Below are 19,960 nucleotides of genomic sequence, written 5' to 3' on the forward strand. Positions count from 1 at the left end.
CGTGCTGACGACGGTCGGCGCCAAGACCGGTGGGCTGCGCAAGACCGCGCTCATGCGCGTCGAGCACGAGGGGCGCTACGCGGTCGTGGCGTCGAAGGGCGGCGCGCCGGAGCCGCCGCAGTGGTACCACAACATCCGGGGGAACGCGCACGTCGAGCTGCAGGACGGCGCCGACAAGCGCGACTACACCGCGCGTGAGCTCGACGGCGCCGAGTACGACGAGTGGTGGCAGCGCGCTGTCGCGGTGTGGCCGGACTACGCCGAGTACCAGAAGAAGACGGACCGGAAGATCGCCGTGTTCGTGCTGGAGCCGATCGAGGGCTGACGCTCCTCAGCCGGCGACGGTCACCGGCGCACTGCGCGCCGTGATGGCGGCGCGGGTGTCGTGCCGGAACCGACGTGCCAGCCCGCTGCCGAGCGACTGCAACACCTGCACGATGACGACCAGCAGCACGACGACCACGAGCATGTACCACTCGTTGTAGCGCTGATAGCCCTCGCGCAGAGCAAGGTCGCCCAGGCCCCCGCCGCCGATCACACCGGCCATGGCCGAGTAGTTCAGCAGCGAGATGACCGACGTGAACAGGCCGAGCACGATCGCCGGGAGCGACTCGGGCACGAGCACCTTCCACACGATGGCCGACTTCGTCTTGCCGAGCGACACGGCGGCCTCCACCAGCCCGTGATCCACCTCCCGCACGGCGATCTCGACCAGGCGCGCGAAGAACGGGATGGCCGCCACGGTGAGCGGCACGACGGCGGCCCACAGGCCGAACGACTTGCCCACGAGCAGCTTCGTGAACGGCAGGATCGCCACCATCAGGATGATGAACGGCAGCGAGCGACCCACGTTCACGACGAAGCCGATCACGGTGTGCAGCGTGCGGCCGAGCGAGCGCGAGCCGAACGGCGCATCGAGCACGCCGCCCTTGTCGAGGATGACGAGCAGGATGCCCAGCGGCAGGCCCACGAGCACGGTGAAGATGAGGGCAACGCCCACCATGGCGGCGGTCTCGCCGAGCGCCTTCGAGACGTCGGCGACCAGCTCGGGCACGTCGAGATCGTTCACTGCGGGTCCCTCCCGGCGCTCAGTACGGCGAACGGCGTCGCCTCCTCGGCGATCACGTCGACCACGAAGCCGCGGTCGGTCAGGCGGGCGAGCAGCGGCGCGCTCGCCGCGGCGTCGCCGGGCAGGCGGACGTGCAGGCGGCCCACGCGCTGGTCGCGGAAGCTGTCGATCTCGCCGCCCAGGATCGCGATGTCGAGGTCGAACTCGCGCGCCAGGCTCGTGATGACCGGATCGTTCGCCGACGCCCCCGTGAAGGTGACCTCGGCAAGGGTGCCGCCCGCGTGCTCGACGTCGTCAACGGACGTGAACAGCGCGCGGCCGATCGGCGAGCCGGGGGTGCGCACGAGATCGAGGACCCGGCCGGACTCCACGATCCGGCCGTTCTCGATCAGCGCGGCGGAGTGGCAGATGCGCTTGATCACATCCATCTCGTGCGTGATCAGCAGCACGGTCAGACCGAGCTCGCGATTCACGGTCGAGAGCAGGTCCAGGATGGACGCCGTCGTCTCGGGATCGAGCGCGCTCGTCGCCTCGTCCGAGAGCAGCACACGGGGTTCGGCCGCGAGAGCGCGCGCGATGCCCACGCGCTGCTTCTGACCGCCCGACAGCTGCGCGGGGTAGTAGTCGGCTCGATCGGCCAGGCCGACGAGATCCAGGATCTCGAGGGCGCGGGAGCGGCGGCGCGCGGCGGGGACGCGCGAGCCCTCGAGCGCGAAGTCGACGTTGCCGAGGGCCGTGCGGCTGGAGAGCAGGTTGAAGTGCTGGAACACCATGCCGATGTTCTGCCGCGCCGCGCGCAGGCCCGCCTCGTCGAGCGCCGTCAGGTCGGCGCCGTCGACGACGACGCGTCCGGAGGTCGGGCGCTCCAGCATGTTGACGGTGCGGATCAGCGTGGACTTCCCGGCGCCGGACTCGCCGACGATGCCGAAGATCTCGCCCCGCTCGACGTGCAGGCTGACGTCGTCCAGCGCGGCGAAGGACGCGCCGGGATAGATCTTGCTGACGTTCTCGATGGTGATCATGCGTGCTCCTGCGCCGCGGCGAGGGCGACCGGTCCCGGTCGCCCTCGCGGGAGGGTCTCGGGGTTACTCGCCGCTCACGGGGATGACGAGGCCGCTCCAGTTCTCCTCGATGAACGCGGACGTCTCGTCCGAGTTCAGCGCCTCGAGCAGCGCCTGGATCTCGGGGTTGTCCTCGTCGCCCGCGTTGACCGCGAGGCGATTGGCGTACGGCGAGCCGTCGACCCCCTCCTGCAGCAGCTGGTCGTCCTGCGTGAGGCCCGCGGGGCCCGCGTAGACGAAGTTCACGACGCCCGCGTCGGTGTCCTCGAGCGCGCGGGGCAGCTGCGCCGCGTCCACGAGCGCGAACTCGAGGTCCTTCGGGTTCGCGGTGATGTCGTCGAGGTCCGCGGGCGCATCCGTCGTCTCGATCAGACCGCCCGCGGCGAGCAGCTCGAGCGAGCGACCGAGGTTCGCCGGGTCGGCCGGGAGCGGGATCTCGGTGCCGTCCGGGATGTCGTCGATCGAGTCGAGCGTCAGCGAGTACAGCGCGAGGGCGGGGAAGTAGACCTTGCCCACCGAGACGATGTCGGTGCCGTGCTCCTTGTTGAAGTTGTCGAGGTACGGCTGGTGCTGGTAGAGGTTCGCGTCGAGGGAGCCGTCGGCGAGCGACTCGTTCACGATCGTGTACTCCGAGAACTCCGTGATCTCGAGCGTGAAGCCGGCATCCTCGGCCAGGTTGTCGTTCACGAACTCGAGCACCTCGGTCGCGGGGAACATCGAACCGACGCGGATGACGGCGGGCTCGCCGGCTGCGGCGGCCTCGGGCTCCGCATTCGACTGCCCCGAGCAGGCGGTCAGGGCGGCGGCGGAAGCGGCGACGGCGACAAGGCCGAGCAGGCGGAAGCGGGTGGGACGCGACATGGGATTCCTCGGGTCGAAGGTGGCGCAGGATGGGCGGAGCGGTGGGGCTCTCCGCCGGATGGGGCGTGGAACCCCGATTGTGGAGGCGGGCCTTGCGGGATCGCGACTCGTGTTCCGTTTTGTTTCACGGCGGCCGGAGGCGCCGTCCGGCGGTGCATAGGTTCGATCCGTGCGGTCGCCGACGTGGTCCGCGCGGAAGGACATCCGGATGACCGACGACCTGGTGCCCCGGCGAGCGCCGCGGACGCTCCGCGCGCCGTGGGCCGACCGCCTCGAGGAGGCCGCGACCGAGCTCGCCGACGGCATCGTCCGCCGCGAGCGTGAGGGCGCAGCCCCGCACGACGCGTTCGCCGCGCTCCGCAGCCGCGGCCTGATCGGGCTCACGGTGCCCGCCGAGCTGGGCGGCGAGGGCGCGTCGCTCGCCGATGCGGCCGCGGCCGCGCGCCGCCTGGCGCGCGTGGACGGCGGTCTCGCCCACGCCGTGGGCTATCACTGGGTGTGGCTGTGGTTCGTGGCGGCGTACGGCGCGCACGGCTCCGAGGGGGCGACGCCCACCGCGCCGGCCAGGGAGCTGGCGCGCCGGACGGCGGCCGACGGCCTCGTGTGGGCCTCGATCGGCTCGGCTTTCGGCGGTTCCGGCGGCACGGTGCGATCGGGCGACGGCTATGCGGTGTCGGCGCGGCGCGGCTTCGCCACCGGGGCGCCGGTTGCCGATCTGCTGTTCACGCAGAGCGTGCTCGCCGAGGACGGGCGGATGCGCATCTGGGCGATCCCGACGGACCGCGAAGGCGTCACGGTCGCATCTGACTGGGATCCGGTCGGCCAGCGACTGTCTGCGTCGCCGGGCGTCGTCCTGGAGGACGTCCGCGTCACCGACGACGACCTGGTGGCGGTCGCGAACCCGCCGTCCGAGCACCCGATTCCCCTGCAGTCGCTCATGATCCCGGCGTTCCAGTCGCTGTTCGGCTGGCTTGCGGTGGGCATAGCGGAGGGCGCGCTGCTCGAGGCGCGCGACTATGTGCGCACCCAGGGGCGGCCGTGGGTGCACTCGCAGGCCGAGTCCGCGGCCGAGGACACCCACGTCCTCGCGGGCTTCGGACGTCAGGTCGCCGCCGTCTCGGCGGCCGCGGCCCTCGTCCGCGAGGGGGCGATCGAGCTCGACGCGCTCGCCGCTCATCCGACGTCCGTGACGCGCGCCCAGCGGGGCGAGCTCGCCGAGGTCATCGCCGCAGGCAAGATCGCCGCCCACCACGCGGGTCTCGAGGCGGCTTCGGCCGTCTTCGACCTGACGGGGGCGCGGTCGGCCTCGGCGTCCTTCGGACTCGACCGGCACTGGCGCAACCTGCGCACGCTGACCCTGCACGACCCTGTCGCCCATAAGCACGAGGAGCTGGGGCGGTACTTCCTCTCCGGCGACCTCCCGATCCCGAGCGTGTACCGATGACCTCTTCTCCCGCCCCCCTTCGTTTCTCGGCGTTCGTGATGTACACGGCGTCGCACATCCAGCACGGCCTGTGGCGCCATCCGGACGCCCGCCAGGCCGATTTCGAGGACGTCGGCCTGTGGGTCGACCTCGCCCGCACGCTCGAGCGCGGCGGCTTCGACGCGATGTTCTTCGCCGACGTCGTCGGGGTCTACGGCGGCGCGGGCGCCGCGTACGACATCAACGCGCGCGAGGGGCTGCAGCTGCCGTCGCACGATCCGTCGGTGCTGCTGTCGGCCCTCGCCGTGAGCACCGAGCACCTCGGGCTGGCGTTCACCAGCTCGACGCTGCAGGCGCACCCGTTCGAGTTCGCGCGCCGGGTGTCCACGCTCGACCACATCTCGCGTGGCCGGATCGGCTGGAACATCGTCACGAGCCACCTCGAGAACGCCGCGCGCAACTTCGGGCACGATCGCCTGCTCGACCACGACGAGCGCTACGCGCAGGCGCAGGAGTACCTCGACGTCGCCTACAAGCTGTGGGAGGGCTCGTGGGACGACGGCGCGCTGCTGAAGGACCGGCAGGGCGCCTACGCCGACCCCGCCGGCATCCACCGGATCGATCACCACGGGCGCTGGTACGACGTGGAGGGCCCGCACCTCGTGTCGCCCTCGCCGCAGCGCACGCCCCTGCTGTTCCAGGCCGGGGCCTCTCCCGCGGGCGCGGCGTTCGCCGCCCGCAACGCCGAGGCGTCCTTCATCCTCGCCCCGGATCGCGAGCGGGCCCGCGACATCGTGGCGAACGGCAAACGCCTGGCCGTCGAGGCGGGCCGCTCCGCGGACGACATCTCCTACTACCAGGGCATCACCTTCATCATCGGCTCGACGGAGGAGGAGGCCCGCCGCAAGGAGGCGGAGATCGACGAGTACCTCTCGGCCGACGCGTTCTTCGTGCACTCGAACCTGGGCACCGACCAGCGCACGGGGCAGCCCATCCCGCCCGACACGCTGCTCAAGGACGTCCCGACCCAGGGCGGGCAGGGACAGCTCGAGTGGCTGCGGCAGCTCAGCCCCGACCGCGAGCCGACGGTCGCGGATCTCGCGCGCCTGTCCGCCAAGCTGCGCGGCCGGATCGTCGGGACGCCCGAGCAGATCGCCGACGAGCTGGACGCGTGGCGCGAGGTCGGCGTCGCCGGCATCAACGTCATGAACTGGATGATCCCGTCCTCGTACGAGGAGTTCATCGACCACGTCATGCCCGTCCTGCGCCGGCGCGGGCTGGCGGCCGAGGGATACACAGAGGGCACGCTGCGCCGCAAGCTCACGGGCCGCGACACGCTGCCCGACACGCACCCGGCCGCGCGGTACCGGGGCGCGTTCGCGTGAGCGCCCCGCCCTCGCCGTTCGCCGGGTCGCCGTTCGCGGACATCCTGGAGCGCATCGCGGACGGCGCCGTGGCGCGGGAGCGCGACCGCACCCTGCCCGCGGCGGAGCTCGACGAACTGCGGCGCGCGGGATTCGGCGCGCTGCGGGTGCCGGTCGCGTTCGGCGGCGCCGGGCTGAGCCTTCCCGAGCTGGCGGAGCACCTGCTCGCGCTCGCCGACGCCGATTCGAACGTCGCGCATGCGCTGCGCGGTCATTTCGCGCAGGTCGAGGTCTTCCTCGCCCGGCCGCCCTCCGATCACCGCGACGCGTGGCTGCGGCGCATCGCCGCCGGCGCCATCATCGGCAACGCGGCGAGCGAGACGGCCGGCACCACGCTCGCCGACCTGGCGACGACGCTCGAGCAGGACGACGACGGGCGCTGGCTGCTCATCGGACGCAAGTTCTACACGACCGGCACCCTGTACGCGACGCACGTGCTCGCCTCGGCCGCCCGCCCCGGCGCGGACGGCGAGCGGGAGCGGGTCACGGTGCTGGTGCCGACCGACGCCGCCGGCGTCGAGATCGTCGACGACTGGGACGGCATCGGCCAGCGGCTCACGGCGTCTGGGACGACCGTGTTCGACGCCGTCGAGATCGACGCCGCCGATGTCACGCCGTACGCCGGCGGGCCCTCGCTCGGCCCCGCGTTCTTCCAGTTCTTCCTCGTCGCGGTGGTCGCCGGCATCGGCCGCGCGACCGCTCGCGAGGGCGCCGCGTACCTGCGCGCGCGGCGTCGCACCTTCATCACGGCCAACGCCGAGGTTCCGGCCGACGACCCGCAGCTGCAGCAGATCGTGGGGGACCTGTCGGCCGCGGCGTTCGCCGCCTCGGCCGTCACGCTCGCCGCCGCGAGCGAGCTCGACCGGTCGCGCGCGGTCCTGCTCGATCCCGGAAGCGATCCCGAGCGGCGCGCCGACGCCGTGGACGCCGCCGAGATCGCGGTGTACCAGGCCCAGGTCGAGGCGATGCCGCGCGTGATCGCCGCCGCGAGCGAGCTGTTCGAGCTCGGCGGAGCGACCGCGGCGTCCCGGCCCGCGGCGCTCGACCGCCACTGGCGGAACGCACGCACGGTCGCCTCCCACAACCCGATCGTCTACAAGCGCCGCCAGATCGGGCAGTGGGAGCTCGACCGCACGAGCCCCAACGCCGAGTGGCGCAAGCTCTGGATCGCCCGGGACCCCCGCGGCTGACGCTCTCGGGAGCGCTCGCCGCGGGGCCGGTGCGCCGCCCGGGCCCGCGCCGCCGCCGCACGTAGAGTCGATCCGTCATGCATCGCCTTCTCGTCGCACTGCTCGCCGCCCTGGATGCCGCCGTGTCGGCGATCGTCGGATGGGCGGCCGTGCTGGCGCCGCTGACGCTGATGTGGGTCTTCGCGTTCGGCGGCCTCGCCGACTGGTCGGCGCTGTGGCCCTCGACCGTGCGGATCTGGCAGCTCGGCAACTTCGTGCCGCTCGGCCTCACGCTCGACGGGGAGTTCCTCGTCCAGACGGGGCTGCCGGAGGAGGCCGGATCCTTCGTCCTGTCGCTCGCGCCCCTCGCGTTCGGCGTGCTGATCGCCGCCTTCGCGGCCCGGTCCGGCCGTCGCGCGCTGCGCTCGGGGAAGTGGGCCACGGGCGTCGCGGCCGGCACCGTCGCGACCGCGCTCGCCGCCCTGATCGCGAACGTCACATCCGGCAACCCGGTCGCGTCCGTCGACGCGTGGCGCGCCATCCTGATGCCGACGCTCGTGTACGCCGTGCCCATGCTGATCGGCGCGGTCACGGGAGCGTGGAGCGAGGGAGACGACGGGATCGTCGACCGGATCCACGACGCCGCCGACCGGCTGCCCGCAGGGTGGCGCGAGTTCCCCGCGCTCATGGTGCGCGGCGGCGGCATGGCCCTCGCCGGCGTGGTCGGCTTCGCCGCGCTGGCGATCGCGACGGCGGTGCCGCTGCGGGGCGGCAGTGTGATCGCGCTGTACGAGACGACGCAGGTCGACCTGACAGGCGCGCTGCTGCTCACCCTCGCGCAGTTCGCCTACCTGCCCACCATGATCGGCTGGGCGATGGCCTGGATGGCGGGCCCCGGCTTCGCGTTCGGCGCCGGCACCGGCGTGACGCCCGCCGCCACCCAGCTCGGCGTGCTGCCGGGCGTGCCCCTGCTGGGCCTGATCCCCGAGCAGGGTTCGCCGCTGCTGCTGCTGTCGGTGCTCGCTCCGGTCGTCGCGGGCGCGATCGCGGGCTGGGGCATCCGGATCGCGTTCCGCGCCGAGGCGCGCGCCGAGCGCGTCGACCACGAGCCCACCGTGCCGCGCGCCGTGCTGGCGGTCGGCATCGCGGTGATCGCGGGCGCCGGGGCGGCGCTGATCGCGGCGCTGACGTCCGGATCGCTCGGGCCGGGACGACTGGCCGTCACGGGACCGGACGCGGGCGCCATCGCGCTCGCGGTGGGCCTCGAGGTGCTGGTGGGCGCGGCCATCCTGCTGCTCGCCCCGCGCTCATACGAGCGCCGCCTCGGCGAATGGGTCCGCGGCGACGAGGACGACGAGCCGCGTGCCGACGAGAACTCGGGCGACAGGCGGGATATCGCCGCGTCGCTAGACTGACACGGTGCTGAAGGTCGCCGTCCTCATCTCGGGCACGGGCTCCAATCTGCGGGCCCTCCTCGAGGCGGCGGACGACCCCGGCTATCCCGCGCGCATCGTGGCCGTGGGTGCCGACCGCGACGCCGCCGGACTCGCGCACGCCGAGGCGTTCGGTGTGCCGACCTTCGTGGTGCCGTTCCGCACGTTCGCGAGCCGTGAGGCGTGGGCCGAGGAGCTCGGACGCCGGCTGGACGAGATCCAGCCCGACCTGATCGTCCTGAGCGGCATGATGCGACTGCTCCCCGCCGCGCTCGTGGCGCGCTGGCAGCCGCGCATCATCAACACGCATCCCGCGTACCTGCCCGAGTTCCCCGGAGCGCACGGCGTGCGCGACGCGCTCGCCGCGGCGGCCACGCAGACCGGCGCGAGCGTGATCGTCGTCGACGACGGCGTCGACACCGGCCCGATCCTCGCGCAGGAGCGCATCCCGGTGCTGCCCGGCGACACCGAGGACACGCTGCACGAGCGCATCAAGCCCGTCGAACGCCGCCTGCTGATCGATGTCGTGCGACGCATCGCCACCGGCGAGCTCGCGCTCACCGCGACATCCTGACCCCGCCGATCCGGCTCGATGCCGGATCACCGCCACACCCGAAGGAGCACCCCATGGCCGGCCCTCGCCACGACCCCTCGCTCTACCGCGACCGCGATGTGGTGCCGATCCGGCGCGCTCTCGTGTCGGTCAGCGACAAGACCGACCTGCTCACGATCGCCGAGGCGCTCGCGAACGCGGGGGTCGAGATCGTGTCGACCGGATCCACCGCCGCCACGATCCGCGACGCGGGCTTCGAGGTCTCGGACGTCGCATCGGTGACCGGATTCCCCGAGATGCTCGACGGACGCGTCAAGACGCTGCACCCCAACGTGCACGGCGGTCTGCTCGCCGACCTGCGCCTCGAGCACCACGAGACCCAGCTGGGCGAGTTCGGGATCTCGCCGTTCGAGCTCGTGATCGTGAACCTCTACCCGTTCGTCGAGACCGTGCGCTCGGGCGCGCAGGGCGACGACGTGGTGGAGCAGATCGACATCGGCGGCCCCGCCATGGTGCGCGCGTCGGCGAAGAACTTCGCGAATGTCGCGATCGTCGTCTCGCCCGAGTCGTACCCGGCCGTGATCGAGGCCGTCGCCAACGGCGGCACATCGCTCACGCAGCGTCGTGAGCTCGCGGCCCGCGCGTTCGCGCACACCGCCGCCTACGACACGGCGGTCGCCGAGTGGTTCGCGCAGCAGGCCCTCGTCGGACGCGAGGAGCTGCCGGAGCACCTGACGATCCAGGCCGAGAAGCTCGCGAACCTGCGGTATGGCGAGAACTCGCACCAGCGCGCCGCGATCTACACGACCTCCGGCGGCCACGGCATCGCCCAGGCGACCCAGCTGCAGGGCAAGGAGATGTCGTACAACAACTACGTCGACGCGGACGCCGCCCTGCGCGCGGCGTACGACATGGTGCTTCCGGCCGTCGCGATCATCAAGCACGCCAACCCGTGCGGCATCGCGGTCGCCGCCCCCCATGCGCTCGACCCCATCGCGAGCGCGCATCTGCGCGCGCACGAGTGCGACCCGGTCTCGGCGTTCGGCGGCGTGATCGCGGCGAACCGCCCCGTCACGCTGAAGATGGCGGAGAACCTGCGCGACATCTTCACCGAGGTGATCGTGGCGCCCGACTTCGAGCCGGCCGCGCTCGAGGTGTTCGCCGAGAAGAAGAACCTGCGCCTGCTGAAGCTCCCCGCCGACTGGCGCCAGGAGCGCATGGACGTGCGCCTGGTCTCGGGCGGGCTGCTGCTGCAGGACGCCGACCGCTTCCCGGAGGACGACTTCGAGTCGGTCGCGGCGAACTGGCAGCTCGTGGCGGGCGAGGTGCCGGAGGACGTCTCGGTGCAGGACCTCGTGTTCGCCTGGAAGTCGTGCCGCGCGGTGAAGTCGAACGCGATCGTGCTCGCGAAGAACGGCGCCACGGTCGGCGTCGGCATGGGCCAGGTCAACCGGGTCGATTCGTGCCGCCTGGCGGTCGAGCGCGCGGGCGACCGTGCGAGCGGATCCATCGCAGCGTCCGACGCCTTCTTCCCGTTCTCGGACGGCCCCGAGGTGCTCATGAACGCGGGCGTGAAGATCATCATCCAGCCCGGCGGTTCCGTGCGCGACGAGGAGACCATCGCGCTCGCGAAGGAGCGCGGCGTCACGATGTACTTCACGGGAGAGCGCCACTTCTTCCACTGATCGCGGCCCAGCGGGATCGGGATCCCGCTCCGGAGCCGCAGTCTCCCCGGATCGCCTCCCTCAGGCCGTGCGCCTGAGGGAGGCTTTCGGTTCTCCGCAGGCGGCGAGCCGATCCCTGCTCGTTGAGCGAGGACCGCAGCGACGAGTCGGAACGACCGAGCATCGCCGTGTCCGAAAACCGCCAGCCCGGGCCCGGGGCACGTGTCAGGCTTGAGCCATGAGCATGACCTTCGCCGAGCGCTATCGGGCCATCAGTGCGCGTGATCAGCGGTTCGACGGGCAGTTCGTGACCGCTGTGCGGTCGACGGGGATCTACTGTCGACCGTCGTGCCCCGCGCGCACGCCCAAGGAGGCGAACGTCACGTTCTTCCCCACGAGCGCCGCGGCCCACGAGGCGGGGTATCGCGCCTGCAAGCGGTGCCTGCCGGAGGCCGCACCCGGGTCTCCCGACTGGAACCTGCGAGGCGACGTCGCGGGCCGTGCCATGCGTCTCATCGCCGACGGCGTCGTCGAGCGCGAGGGCGTCGCGGGTCTTGCGGGGCGGCTCGGCTACTCGAGTCGTCATCTGACGCGGCTGCTCACCGCGGAGCTCGGCGCCGGCCCGCTGGCCCTCGCCCGGGCGCACCGCGCGCACACCGCGCGGCTCCTCCTCGTCGGCACCGACCTGTCCGCCGCCGACGTCGCGTTCTCCGCCGGCTTCGCGAGCGTGCGGCAGTTCAACGACACCGTGCGCGAGGTGTTCGGCCTGACCCCCACCGAGCTGCGTGCGCGACGCCGGGGAATCCTCACCGCACCGACCGGCATCGATCTCGCGCTGCCGTACCGCGAGCCGTTCGACCCCGCCGGGCTGTTCGCCTGGATGAGCGTGCGCGCGCTCGCAGGTGTGGAGGAGGGCGACGCACACGGCTTCGCGCGCACGCTGCGCCTGCCGCATGGCCCGGCGTGGTTCCGGCTCTCGCACGACGGCGGTCGGCTGCGGCTCGAGGCGAAGCTCGAGAGCCTGGCCGACCTGTCGACGCTCGTCGCGCGGGCGCGGCGCCTGTTCGACCTCGACGCGGATCCGCTCGCGATCGACGAGGCGCTGTCGCGCCACCCCGAGCTCGCTCCGCACGTGAGCGACAATCCGGGGATCCGCCTGCCGGGCACGGCCGATCCGCACGAGCTGCTCATCCGCGCCATGGTGGGACAGCAGATCTCTGTGGCGGCGGCGCGCACCCACCTCACGCGCCTGGCCGAGGCCCTCGGGGAGCGCGTCACACTGGCGGGCGAGGAGCGCATCCTGTTCCCCACGATGACCGCGATCGCCGAGCGCGGCGCGGAGGTCCTGCGCGGGCCGGCCGCCCGCATCCGGGCGATCACGGGGGTCGCCGCCGCGCTGGCGTCGGGCGACCTGCCGCTCACGACCGGTGACGACGGCGCCGCGCAGCGCGCCGCGCTGATGGCGATGCCCGGCATCGGCGCATGGACAGCCGACTACGTGCGCATGCGCGTGATCGGCGATCCGGACGTCGTCCTCACGGGCGACGTGGCGCTGCGCGCGGGCGCGGCACGCGCGGGCATCCCGGCGGAGCCGCGCGGGCTCGCCGCCTGGGCCGCGCGCACGGCGCCGTGGCGCTCGTACCTCTCCCTGCACCTGTGGCGCCTCGCGGCGGGCCCCGCCGTCGCCGCGCCCGCCCCGTCCCCGAAGGAGGCGGCGTGAGCGCCATCGTCCAGACCCTCGACACCCCCGACGGCGCCTTCACCCTCGTGACGGACGCGGACGGAGCAGTGCTCGCCTCCGGATGGACGGCGGACGTCGACGCCATGCTGAACCGGATCCACCCGAGCCTGCGCCCGGACGACGTGCGCGACGGCGACGCGGCCGCGGCCGATGCCGTGCGGGCCTACTACGGCGGCGACCTCGCCGCGATCGACGTCGTGCCGGTGCGGCAGCGCGGCACCGCGCTGCAGCTCACGGGCTGGGACGCCCTGCGCCGTGTCGTGCCCGGTGCCCCGCTGACCTACACGGGCTTCGCGGCCGCGCTCGGCTCGCCGCGCGCCGTGCGGGCCGCGGCCTCGGTCTGCGCGCGCAACGCGCCCGCGCTCTTCGTGCCGTGCCACCGGGTGCTGCGCGGCGACGGGTCGCTGGGCGGCTTCGCGTGGGGCCTCCACGTGAAGCGCGCCCTGCTGTCACGCGAGAGCGGCGACGCCCTGCTCTGACGCCCTTCAGCGCAGGGTGCCCGGCTCTGCTCGTCGAGCGGGCGACGCGCGTCGACACGGTTCCCGCGACCCGGGGCTGCACGCCGACCCGGGCAGGTCGCAACGACCTCTGGGGGAGCATTGCGGTGCGTCGGAGTCTGGCAATAGGCTGAAAGGCTCCGCCGTCTCCGGCAACAAAACCCTTCACGAGGATCATGACCAGTCCTTCTTCGCGCCCGTCGACGCCCCGGCTCTCCACGCCCCGCGCACTGCTGCGCCTGCTCGAATTCGCCCGTCCCGTGCTGCCTCGCCTCGGCCTCGGTGCCCTGACCGCGCTCGCCGCAGCGGTCATCTCGCTGATGATCCCCATCGTGCTGGAGTGGCTCGTCGGCGGCCCGATCTCGACCGGCGAGACCTCCGCGGTCGTGTGGGGCGCGGTCGCCGTGCTCGGGCTCGCGCTGCTCGAGGCGCTCATGGTGTACCTGCGGCGCTGGCTCATCCTCGGACCCGCCACGCTCGTCGAGTACGACATCCGCCGCGCGTTCTACAACCGGCTGCAGCACCTGCCGGTCTCGTTCCACGACCGGTGGCAGTCGGGGCAGCTGCTCAGCCGCATGATGCAGGACATCAGCCTCATCCGCCGCTGGATGGCGTTCGGCCTCATCCTGCTCGTAGTCAACGTGCTGACCGTGATCATCGGCGCCGCACTGCTGTTCCAGTGGCACTGGGCGCTCGCGCTCGTGTTCGTGCTGTCCGGCGTGCCGCTGTGGATCCAGGGCTTCCTGTTCGAGCGGGAGTACGGCACGCTCACGCGCCTGTCACAGGATCAGCAGGGCGATCTCGCGACGAGCGTCGAGGAGAGCGTGCACGGCATCCGCGTGCTCAAGGCCTTCGGCCGCGGGCCCCACGCGCTGCGCCGCTTCACGCGCCAGGCGCAGACGCTGCGCGACACCGAGATGCGCAAGGCCGGCGCGATCGCGCGCATCGACTTCTGGCTCGTGTTCATGCCGGAGCTCGCCTTCGCGGCCGCGCTCGTGATGGGCATCTGGCTGGCGTCGATCGGTCAGATCGGACTCGACCAGCTGTTCGCGTACTTCGCGATGGCGACCATCCTGCGCTGGCCGATCGAGTCCATCGGGTTCTTCTTCGCGTTCACGATGGATGCGCGCACCGCGACCGACCGCGTGTTCGAGGTGTTCGACGCGCACAACGACATCACCGACCCTGAGCGTCCGGTGGAGCTCGCGGATCCGCGCGGCGCGCTCGTGTTCGAGGACGTGCACTTCCGCTACCAGGATGCGGGCGCGAAGGAGCCGGATCTGCTGGGCGGCATCCGGCTCGAGGTGCGGCCGGGCGAGACCCTGGCGATCGTCGGCCTGACCGGCTCGGGGAAGACCACGCTCACGACGCTGCCCACCCGCCTGTACGACGTCACGGGCGGTCGCGTCACGATCGACGGCGTCGACGTGCGCGACCTGCGCCTGGTCGACCTGCGCCGCATCATCGCGAGCGCGTTCGAGGACGCCACGCTGTTTTCCGCGTCCGTTCGCGACAACGTGCTGCTGGGGCGCGACGACCTCGACCCGCGATCGCCCGAGGGGGAGCGCGTGCTCCGCGAGGCGCTCGACGTCGCGCAGGCCGCGTTCGTCGACGACCTCCCCGAGGGCGTCGAGACCATGATCGGCGAGGAGGGGATGTCGCTCTCAGGCGGCCAGCGGCAGCGCCTGGCCCTCGCCCGCGCGGTCGCCGCGCGCCCCGCCGTGATCGTGATGGACGACCCGCTGTCGGCGCTCGACGTCGACACCGAGGAGCGCGTGCAGCACGAGCTGCGCCGGGTGCTCGCCGGCACGACGGCCCTGGTGGTCGCCCACCGGCCCTCGACCGTGGCGCTCGCCGATCGCGTCGCGCTGCTCGAGGGCGGCCGGATCACGGCGGTCGGCACGCATCAGGAGCTCATGGCGTCGTCGATGCACTACCGCTCGGTCATCTCGAGCTTCGAGAAGGAGGAGGCGGAGGAGCGTGCCTGGCGCAGCGATCCCAATCCGACCGCCGAGCTCGACATCATCAGTGCTCAGGACGAGGAGGGCGTGAAGTGAGCTCCAGCGTGCACGGAACCGCGGGAGAGGACCGTTCCGACTACACGCGCGAGGAGAGCATGGCCATCCGCCGTCGCTCGCTGAAGCTGCTGTGGTCGCTGCTGGCTCCCATGCGGGCCCAGGTCATCCTGGTCGGCATCGTGGTGGTGGGCCAGACCGGCGTGCGCGTGCTCGGCCCCGTCCTGCTGGGCCTCGGCCTGAATGAGGCGCTGCCCGCCGTGCTCGACCGAGCGGACTGGGGCCCCGCGTGGCTCGTCGGCGGGGCGTACGTCGCGACGGCGATCGGCGGTGCGGCCCTGCTCGCCTGGTACGACATCCTCGCGGCGCGCGTGACGCAGAACGTGCTGCTGGACCTGCGCACGCGCGTGTTCCGGCACACGCAGCTGCTGAGCCTCGAGTTCCACGAGACCTACACGTCGGGACGGATCATCTCGCGTCAGACGAGCGACCTCGACACGATCCGGGAGCTGCTCAACGGCGGCCTGACGCAGCTGGTGAACGGCGTGCTGTACGGCGCGTTCACGTTCGTCGCGCTCGTGATCGTCGACTGGCAGTCGGGACTCGTGCTCGTGGCCGCGGGCATCCCGCTCGCGATGCTGATGCGCTGGTTCTACGTGGCATCGCAGCGCACCTACCGCGACTCGCGCGTGGTCAGTGCGCGCGTGATCGTGAAGTTCGTCGAGACCATGACCGGCATCCGGGCGGGCAAGGCGTTCCGCACCGAGCCGCGCAACGAGGCGGAGTTCGGCGGTCTCGCGATGGACTACCGCGACGTCAACATGCGCTCGATCCGGCTGTTCGGCACGTTCGAGCCGGCACTGATGGCGATCTCGGCGTTCTCGATCGGCCTCGTCGTGCTGTGGGGTGGCGTGCGGATCACGTGGGGCGAGTTCTCGGTCGGATTCCTCCTGACCGCGGTGCTGTACGTACGCAACTTCTTCACGCCGCTGCAGGAGGTCGCGATGTTCCTGAACTCCTTCCAGGCGGCATCCGCGGCGCTCGAGAAGGTCTCGGGCGTGCTCGAGGAGAACCCCACCGTGCCCGATCCGACGAAGCCGGTCGAGCTGGCGCACGCGCGCGGCGCCATCCGCTTCGACGCGGTCACGTTCGCGTACGGCTCCGGCAGGACGGTCCTGCCCGAGTTCTCGCTGGACATCCCGGCCGGACAGACGGTCGCGCTCGTCGGCACCACCGGCGCGGGCAAGTCGACGCTCGCGAAGCTCGTGTCGCGCTTCTACGACCCGAGCAAGGGCCGCGTCACGCTCGACGGCATCGACCTGCGCGAGCTGCACCCGCGCGATCTGCGCCGGGCGATCGTGATGGTCACGCAGGAGGCCTACCTGTTCAGCGGCACGGTCGCCGACAACATCGCGCTCGGCCGTCCCGACGCGACGTTCGCGGAGATCCAGGAAGCGGCCCGCTCCGTCGGTGCCGACGCCTTCATCCGGAGCCTGCCTGACGGCTACCACACCGACGTCAACAAGCGCGGCGGACGCGTCTCGGCGGGCCAGCGTCAGCTGATCTCGTTCGCGCGCGCGTTCCTCGCCGACCCGGCCGTGCTGATCCTGGACGAGGCGACGGCGTCGCTCGACATCCCCTCGGAGCGCGCGATCCAGGAGGCCCTGCAGACGCTGCTCTCCGACCGCACGGCGATCATCATCGCGCACCGCCTCTCCACCGTGGCGATCGCCGACCGTGTTCTCGTGATGGAGCACGGCACGGTCATCGAGGACGACACCCCCGCCGCCCTGATCGCGGGCAGCGGCAAGTTCGCGCAGCTGCACGCCGCCTGGCGGGAGTCGCTCGTCTAGCCGTTCCACCGCAGACGACGAGAGAGCCGGGTCCGTGAGGATCCGGCTCTCTCGTCTCGGAGTAGGGCGACGAGGTCTCGATGGGGGAGGGGGATTCGAGACCCCGCCGCCGGCATGATTCTCGGTGAGGGCGCCGCCCGTCGCGAGTCAGTCGAGTGAGTGTCCCCCGGTCGCTGCCGAGCGTCAGACGCGGATCTCGGCTACCACCTCACCGTACTCCGTCTCGTCCACCGGTGTGAAGCCGACGCGGCGGAAGAACGCCTCGGGACCGCCCTCGCCGGCCTCGTAGATGACCGTGAGGTGGTCGAGGCCGCGGCGGCGCACCTCCTCGACGAGCGCCTCGACCGCGAAGCGGCCGATGCCACGCCCCTGGTCGTCGGCGTCGACGTTGATGCGCAGCAGGACGGAACGGAAGTGCTCGGACGGCGCCTCTTCGTCGAAGCTGGCGCTGACGAAGCCCACCACGTCGTCGCCGTCGAGCACGACCCGCTGCCATGCCTTGGAGGGATTGATGACGGTCGCCGCGATGCCGTACGAGACGGGGGCGAGGAACTGCTCCTGGCCGGGCTTCAGCGACAGCGTGTTCACCGCGACGATCGTCGCGGCGGAGAGCTCGACCAGGTTCAGCGTCATACGGTCAGGCTAACCGCTCCCCGGACAGCGGAGGCAAGCAGATGTGCCCACATCGTCGTCGCGCCGCCCGCCGGAGCCCAAGGGCGGCGCTGTTCAGCCGTGGCCCGGGCCGGTGCGGGAGGACCGATCAGTCGTGCACCCAGACCTCGGTGCCGACCTGTGCGAAGCGGTACATGTGCTCGGCGGCCGCCTCGGTCATGTTCACGCAGCCGTGGCTGAGGAAGTTGCCGGGGCCGAAGCTGCTGTGCCAGTAGGTGCCGTGGAAGCCCTGGTCGCCGTTGAAGTACGACACCCACTTCACGTTCGGGGTGCAGTAGTCGTATGAGCCGCCCGGCTTCAGCTTGCCGTCGGGCGTGCAGGATCCCATGTTCTGCTGCGTGAGCTGGCCGTAGACGGTGAAGTGGCCGGTCTGGGTGTCGAAGCCGGGCTTGCCGAACGCGACGGGGTAGGACGCGACCAGCTTCTCCTGGCCGGCGGCGGGACCCTCGTACATGTAGGTCATGCCGGCGCTCTTGTCGACCTCGACGCGGCGGAACAGCGTGACGGTCTCGAACTTCACGACCTCGCCCTGCAGTTCGAACTGCACGTCGCCGGCCTTGAGCGACTCGGCGATCCCATCCGCGACGCCGTCCGTGGAGGTGATGCCGAAGCCGTCCTGGCCCTCCTGCACCACGTGCAGCCGGTCGCCCGCCGAGTTGGTGACGACCTCCTCGTTCACGACGTCCTGGTTGACCTGCTTCGGGAGATCCTTGATGGCCTCCTCGATCGCGCCCATGTCGGGCGTCACGACGAACTCACCCGACTCGGGATCGGCCGCGATGTCCATCCACGACTGCACGGTGGTCAGCGGCAGGCCGTGCGCGCGCTCGTCCTGGAGGTAGAAGCCGGCCGTGTCGGCCTGGTCGTTGAGCTTGGTCGCGAACGCGGTCGCCTCGTCCGTCGTGGCGGCGGGCTCGACCTCGGACTGCACGGGCTCGATCGCGATCGGCTCGCCCTCGGCGGGCCCTGCGGCGAGGGCCTCCGTGATGCTCGCTCCGAGGGCCTCGACGTCGACGCCCAGGCCGGGCTCGCCCGGAGTGGTCGTGAAGCGGCGCGCCTCGGAGTCGAACACGACCTCGGCATTGACCGACTCGGAGTACAGGTCGGGCACCGCGGTGCGCAGCGCCTCGGCCGCCGTGTCGGCGTCGATCGTGACGGGGCCGCTGACCTCGCCCTGCCCCCAGCCGCCGATGTTCCAGGCGGGGTAGGTCTCGTGGGCCTGATCGGCCACGGCGCCGGCGTCGATGGACAGTCCCAGCTGCTCGCCCGTGAGGGTCGCGCCGCCCACCTCGAACTCGGTGTCGGCGAGATGGCTCGACACGGTCTCGGCCGCCATGCCCGGAGTCATGAGGCCGACCGACGCACCGGCGGCCTTCACGCCCGGGCCGATCAGCACGAGCGACGCCACGACGGCGGCGGCGAGGATGAGCACGAACGGGATGCCGAAGCCGAGCCAGGCTCCGAGGTGGCGCTTCTTGGGCGGATCGGCCTGTGCCCACTGCACGTCCGGGTTCTGTGCGCCGGTCGCAAGAACCGTCGTCGCGGAGGTCGCCGAATCGCCCGCTCCGCTGCCGTCGCTCACGCCCTCGGGCTTGGTCGCCACGTCCGTCACGCTCTACCCCCTGGAGGCTGATTCCAACACGCCGATCGGCTTGCCGCACAGATGCCGTCAACTTAGGCTACGGCCGCAACAGGCGCCTCAGGCGGAGAGCCGGTTACGGTCTGACTACGATGCGCTGGGCATCCGCCGCAGCGCCGTCACTCAGCGAGATGCCGACCGTCGTCGGTCCAGGGCACGTCCGAGGCGCGATGGAACCCGATGCCGGCGACGGTCCAGTGCCCCGCGAGGCCGGCGATCCGCTGCCGGAACGACTCCCAGGTCCGCTCGGGCGTGCCCGCCGCAGCGGACCACCCGGCCTCGGCGGCGGAGGCCACGCGCGGGAACATCAGCAGGTCGATGTCGGCGAGAGTGCGGACGGTCTCGGTCCACAGCGGGGCCTCGACGCCGAGGATCGCCGATTCGGGCACGTCGGGGATCAGCGTGGACGGCTCCCACTCGTAGGAGCGCTCGACGCTCGTGGCGCCGTCGGCCCATGTCAGGCCGATGGGAGTGTGGGCGTCGTACTTCATGTCGAGGTAGATCGCGTCGGCGGGGGACAGGATGAGCCGGCCGCCGTTCGCGACGAACGCCCGCGCCCGCTCGGCGTGGTCGTCCCGGGGCACCCGGTAGTCCCAGTACTGGCCGACGGAGCCTGGGGGCAGGTCGGCGATGCCCGCCTCGTGCCACGCCACCGGCGTCTTCCCCGTCTCGGCGATCAGCCGTGCGGTGAGCGAGACCATGCGGCGGTAATCCTCGGGCGACGTGCCGAGCGCCTCGTCCCCGCCGAAGTGCAGGTACGGCCCCGGCGTGAGCTCGGCGAGCTCGGCGAAGACGTCGCGCAGCAGCGGCTCGAGTCCCGGTGCGTCCGCGCGCAGCGACGAGAACCCGACCGCCAGCCCGGTGTACGGCACGCCGCGCTCGGGCA

Annotated in this window: 17 protein-coding genes; 11 read left to right on the plus strand and 6 right to left on the minus strand. The window is 72.0% G+C overall.

Annotation, left to right across the window (positions count from 1 at the left end; all coding sequences use genetic code 11):
- Positions 1-325, plus strand: a 325-nt coding sequence (locus RIF89_RS02750; protein ID WP_309067628.1) for a nitroreductase family deazaflavin-dependent oxidoreductase, incomplete at its 5' end; no start/stop codon positions are given.
- A gap of 6 nt (positions 326-331) precedes the next feature.
- On the opposite strand, the gene RIF89_RS02755 is transcribed toward RIF89_RS02750, so the two are convergent.
- The 3 genes from RIF89_RS02755 to RIF89_RS02765 all read right to left on the minus strand — a co-directional run bounded on the left by RIF89_RS02755 (position 332) and on the right by RIF89_RS02765 (position 2,991).
- Complete coding sequence (locus RIF89_RS02755) at positions 332-1,069, minus strand: methionine ABC transporter permease (protein WP_309067629.1); 738 nt, start codon at positions 1,067-1,069, stop codon at positions 332-334.
- The gene (locus tag RIF89_RS02760; protein ID WP_309067630.1) at positions 1,066-2,091 is read right to left on the minus strand and encodes an ATP-binding cassette domain-containing protein; all 1,026 of its coding nucleotides are present in this window, start codon (positions 2,089-2,091) and stop codon (positions 1,066-1,068) included. The genes RIF89_RS02755 and RIF89_RS02760 overlap by 4 nt, the downstream gene beginning before the upstream one ends.
- Positions 2,092-2,154: 63 nt before the next feature.
- On the minus strand, positions 2,155-2,991 hold the full coding sequence (locus tag RIF89_RS02765; RefSeq protein WP_309067631.1) for a MetQ/NlpA family ABC transporter substrate-binding protein: 837 nt from the start codon (positions 2,989-2,991) through the stop codon (positions 2,155-2,157).
- Positions 2,992-3,199: 208 nt separating this feature from the next.
- On the opposite strand from RIF89_RS02765, the gene RIF89_RS02770 reads away from it, so the two are divergent.
- The 10 genes from RIF89_RS02770 to RIF89_RS02815 all read left to right on the plus strand — a co-directional run bounded on the left by RIF89_RS02770 (position 3,200) and on the right by RIF89_RS02815 (position 16,763).
- Positions 3,200-4,435 carry an acyl-CoA dehydrogenase family protein gene (locus RIF89_RS02770; protein ID WP_309067632.1) on the plus strand — a complete coding sequence of 412 codons (1,236 nt, stop codon included), beginning with the start codon at positions 3,200-3,202 and terminating at the stop codon, positions 4,433-4,435.
- Positions 4,432-5,799, plus strand: coding sequence for an NtaA/DmoA family FMN-dependent monooxygenase (locus RIF89_RS02775; RefSeq protein ID WP_309067633.1), 1,368 nt, complete (start codon positions 4,432-4,434; stop codon positions 5,797-5,799). The genes RIF89_RS02770 and RIF89_RS02775 overlap by 4 nt, the downstream gene beginning before the upstream one ends.
- The gene (locus RIF89_RS02780) at positions 5,796-7,028 is read left to right on the plus strand and encodes an acyl-CoA dehydrogenase family protein (protein WP_309067634.1); all 1,233 of its coding nucleotides are present in this window, start codon (positions 5,796-5,798) and stop codon (positions 7,026-7,028) included. The genes RIF89_RS02775 and RIF89_RS02780 overlap by 4 nt, the downstream gene beginning before the upstream one ends.
- A 77-nt stretch (positions 7,029-7,105) precedes the next feature.
- The gene (locus RIF89_RS02785) at positions 7,106-8,422 is read left to right on the plus strand and encodes a DUF6350 family protein (protein ID WP_309067635.1); all 1,317 of its coding nucleotides are present in this window, start codon (positions 7,106-7,108) and stop codon (positions 8,420-8,422) included.
- Between the two features lie 4 nt (positions 8,423-8,426).
- Positions 8,427-9,014: a phosphoribosylglycinamide formyltransferase gene (gene purN / locus RIF89_RS02790; RefSeq protein WP_309067636.1), complete on the plus strand. Its 588-nt coding sequence runs from the start codon at positions 8,427-8,429 to the stop codon at positions 9,012-9,014.
- Between the two features lie 53 nt (positions 9,015-9,067).
- Complete coding sequence (gene purH, locus RIF89_RS02795) at positions 9,068-10,678, plus strand: bifunctional phosphoribosylaminoimidazolecarboxamide formyltransferase/IMP cyclohydrolase (RefSeq protein ID WP_309067637.1); 1,611 nt, start codon at positions 9,068-9,070, stop codon at positions 10,676-10,678.
- A gap of 217 nt (positions 10,679-10,895) precedes the next feature.
- Complete coding sequence (locus tag RIF89_RS02800; RefSeq protein ID WP_309067638.1) at positions 10,896-12,377, plus strand: AlkA N-terminal domain-containing protein; 1,482 nt, start codon at positions 10,896-10,898, stop codon at positions 12,375-12,377.
- Positions 12,374-12,877, plus strand: a complete 504-nt coding sequence (locus RIF89_RS02805) for a methylated-DNA--[protein]-cysteine S-methyltransferase (RefSeq protein WP_309067639.1) — start codon at positions 12,374-12,376, stop codon at positions 12,875-12,877. The genes RIF89_RS02800 and RIF89_RS02805 overlap by 4 nt, the downstream gene beginning before the upstream one ends.
- A 194-nt stretch (positions 12,878-13,071) precedes the next feature.
- Positions 13,072-14,952, plus strand: a complete 1,881-nt coding sequence (locus RIF89_RS02810) for an ABC transporter ATP-binding protein (protein WP_309067640.1) — start codon at positions 13,072-13,074, stop codon at positions 14,950-14,952.
- Between the two features lie 59 nt (positions 14,953-15,011).
- Positions 15,012-16,763 carry an ABC transporter ATP-binding protein gene (locus RIF89_RS02815; RefSeq protein WP_309067644.1) on the plus strand — a complete coding sequence of 584 codons (1,752 nt, stop codon included), beginning with the start codon at positions 15,012-15,014 and terminating at the stop codon, positions 16,761-16,763.
- Positions 16,764-16,946: 183 nt separating this feature from the next.
- On the opposite strand, the gene RIF89_RS02820 is transcribed toward RIF89_RS02815, so the two are convergent.
- The 3 genes from RIF89_RS02820 to RIF89_RS02830 form a co-directional block, all read right to left on the minus strand.
- A complete protein-coding gene (locus tag RIF89_RS02820; RefSeq protein WP_309067641.1) occupies positions 16,947-17,396 on the minus strand; it encodes a GNAT family N-acetyltransferase in 450 nt (149 codons plus the stop codon).
- 127 nt (positions 17,397-17,523) lie between these two features.
- Complete coding sequence (locus RIF89_RS02825) at positions 17,524-19,047, minus strand: L,D-transpeptidase family protein (RefSeq protein ID WP_309067642.1); 1,524 nt, start codon at positions 19,045-19,047, stop codon at positions 17,524-17,526.
- Positions 19,048-19,193: 146 nt separating this feature from the next.
- Positions 19,194-19,960, minus strand: a 767-nt coding sequence (locus tag RIF89_RS02830) for a family 20 glycosylhydrolase (protein ID WP_309067643.1), incomplete at its 5' end; no start/stop codon positions are given.

Source organism: Microbacterium sp., assembly GCF_031178525.1.
In the GTDB taxonomy this organism is placed as follows: domain Bacteria; phylum Actinomycetota; class Actinomycetes; order Actinomycetales; family Microbacteriaceae; genus Microbacterium.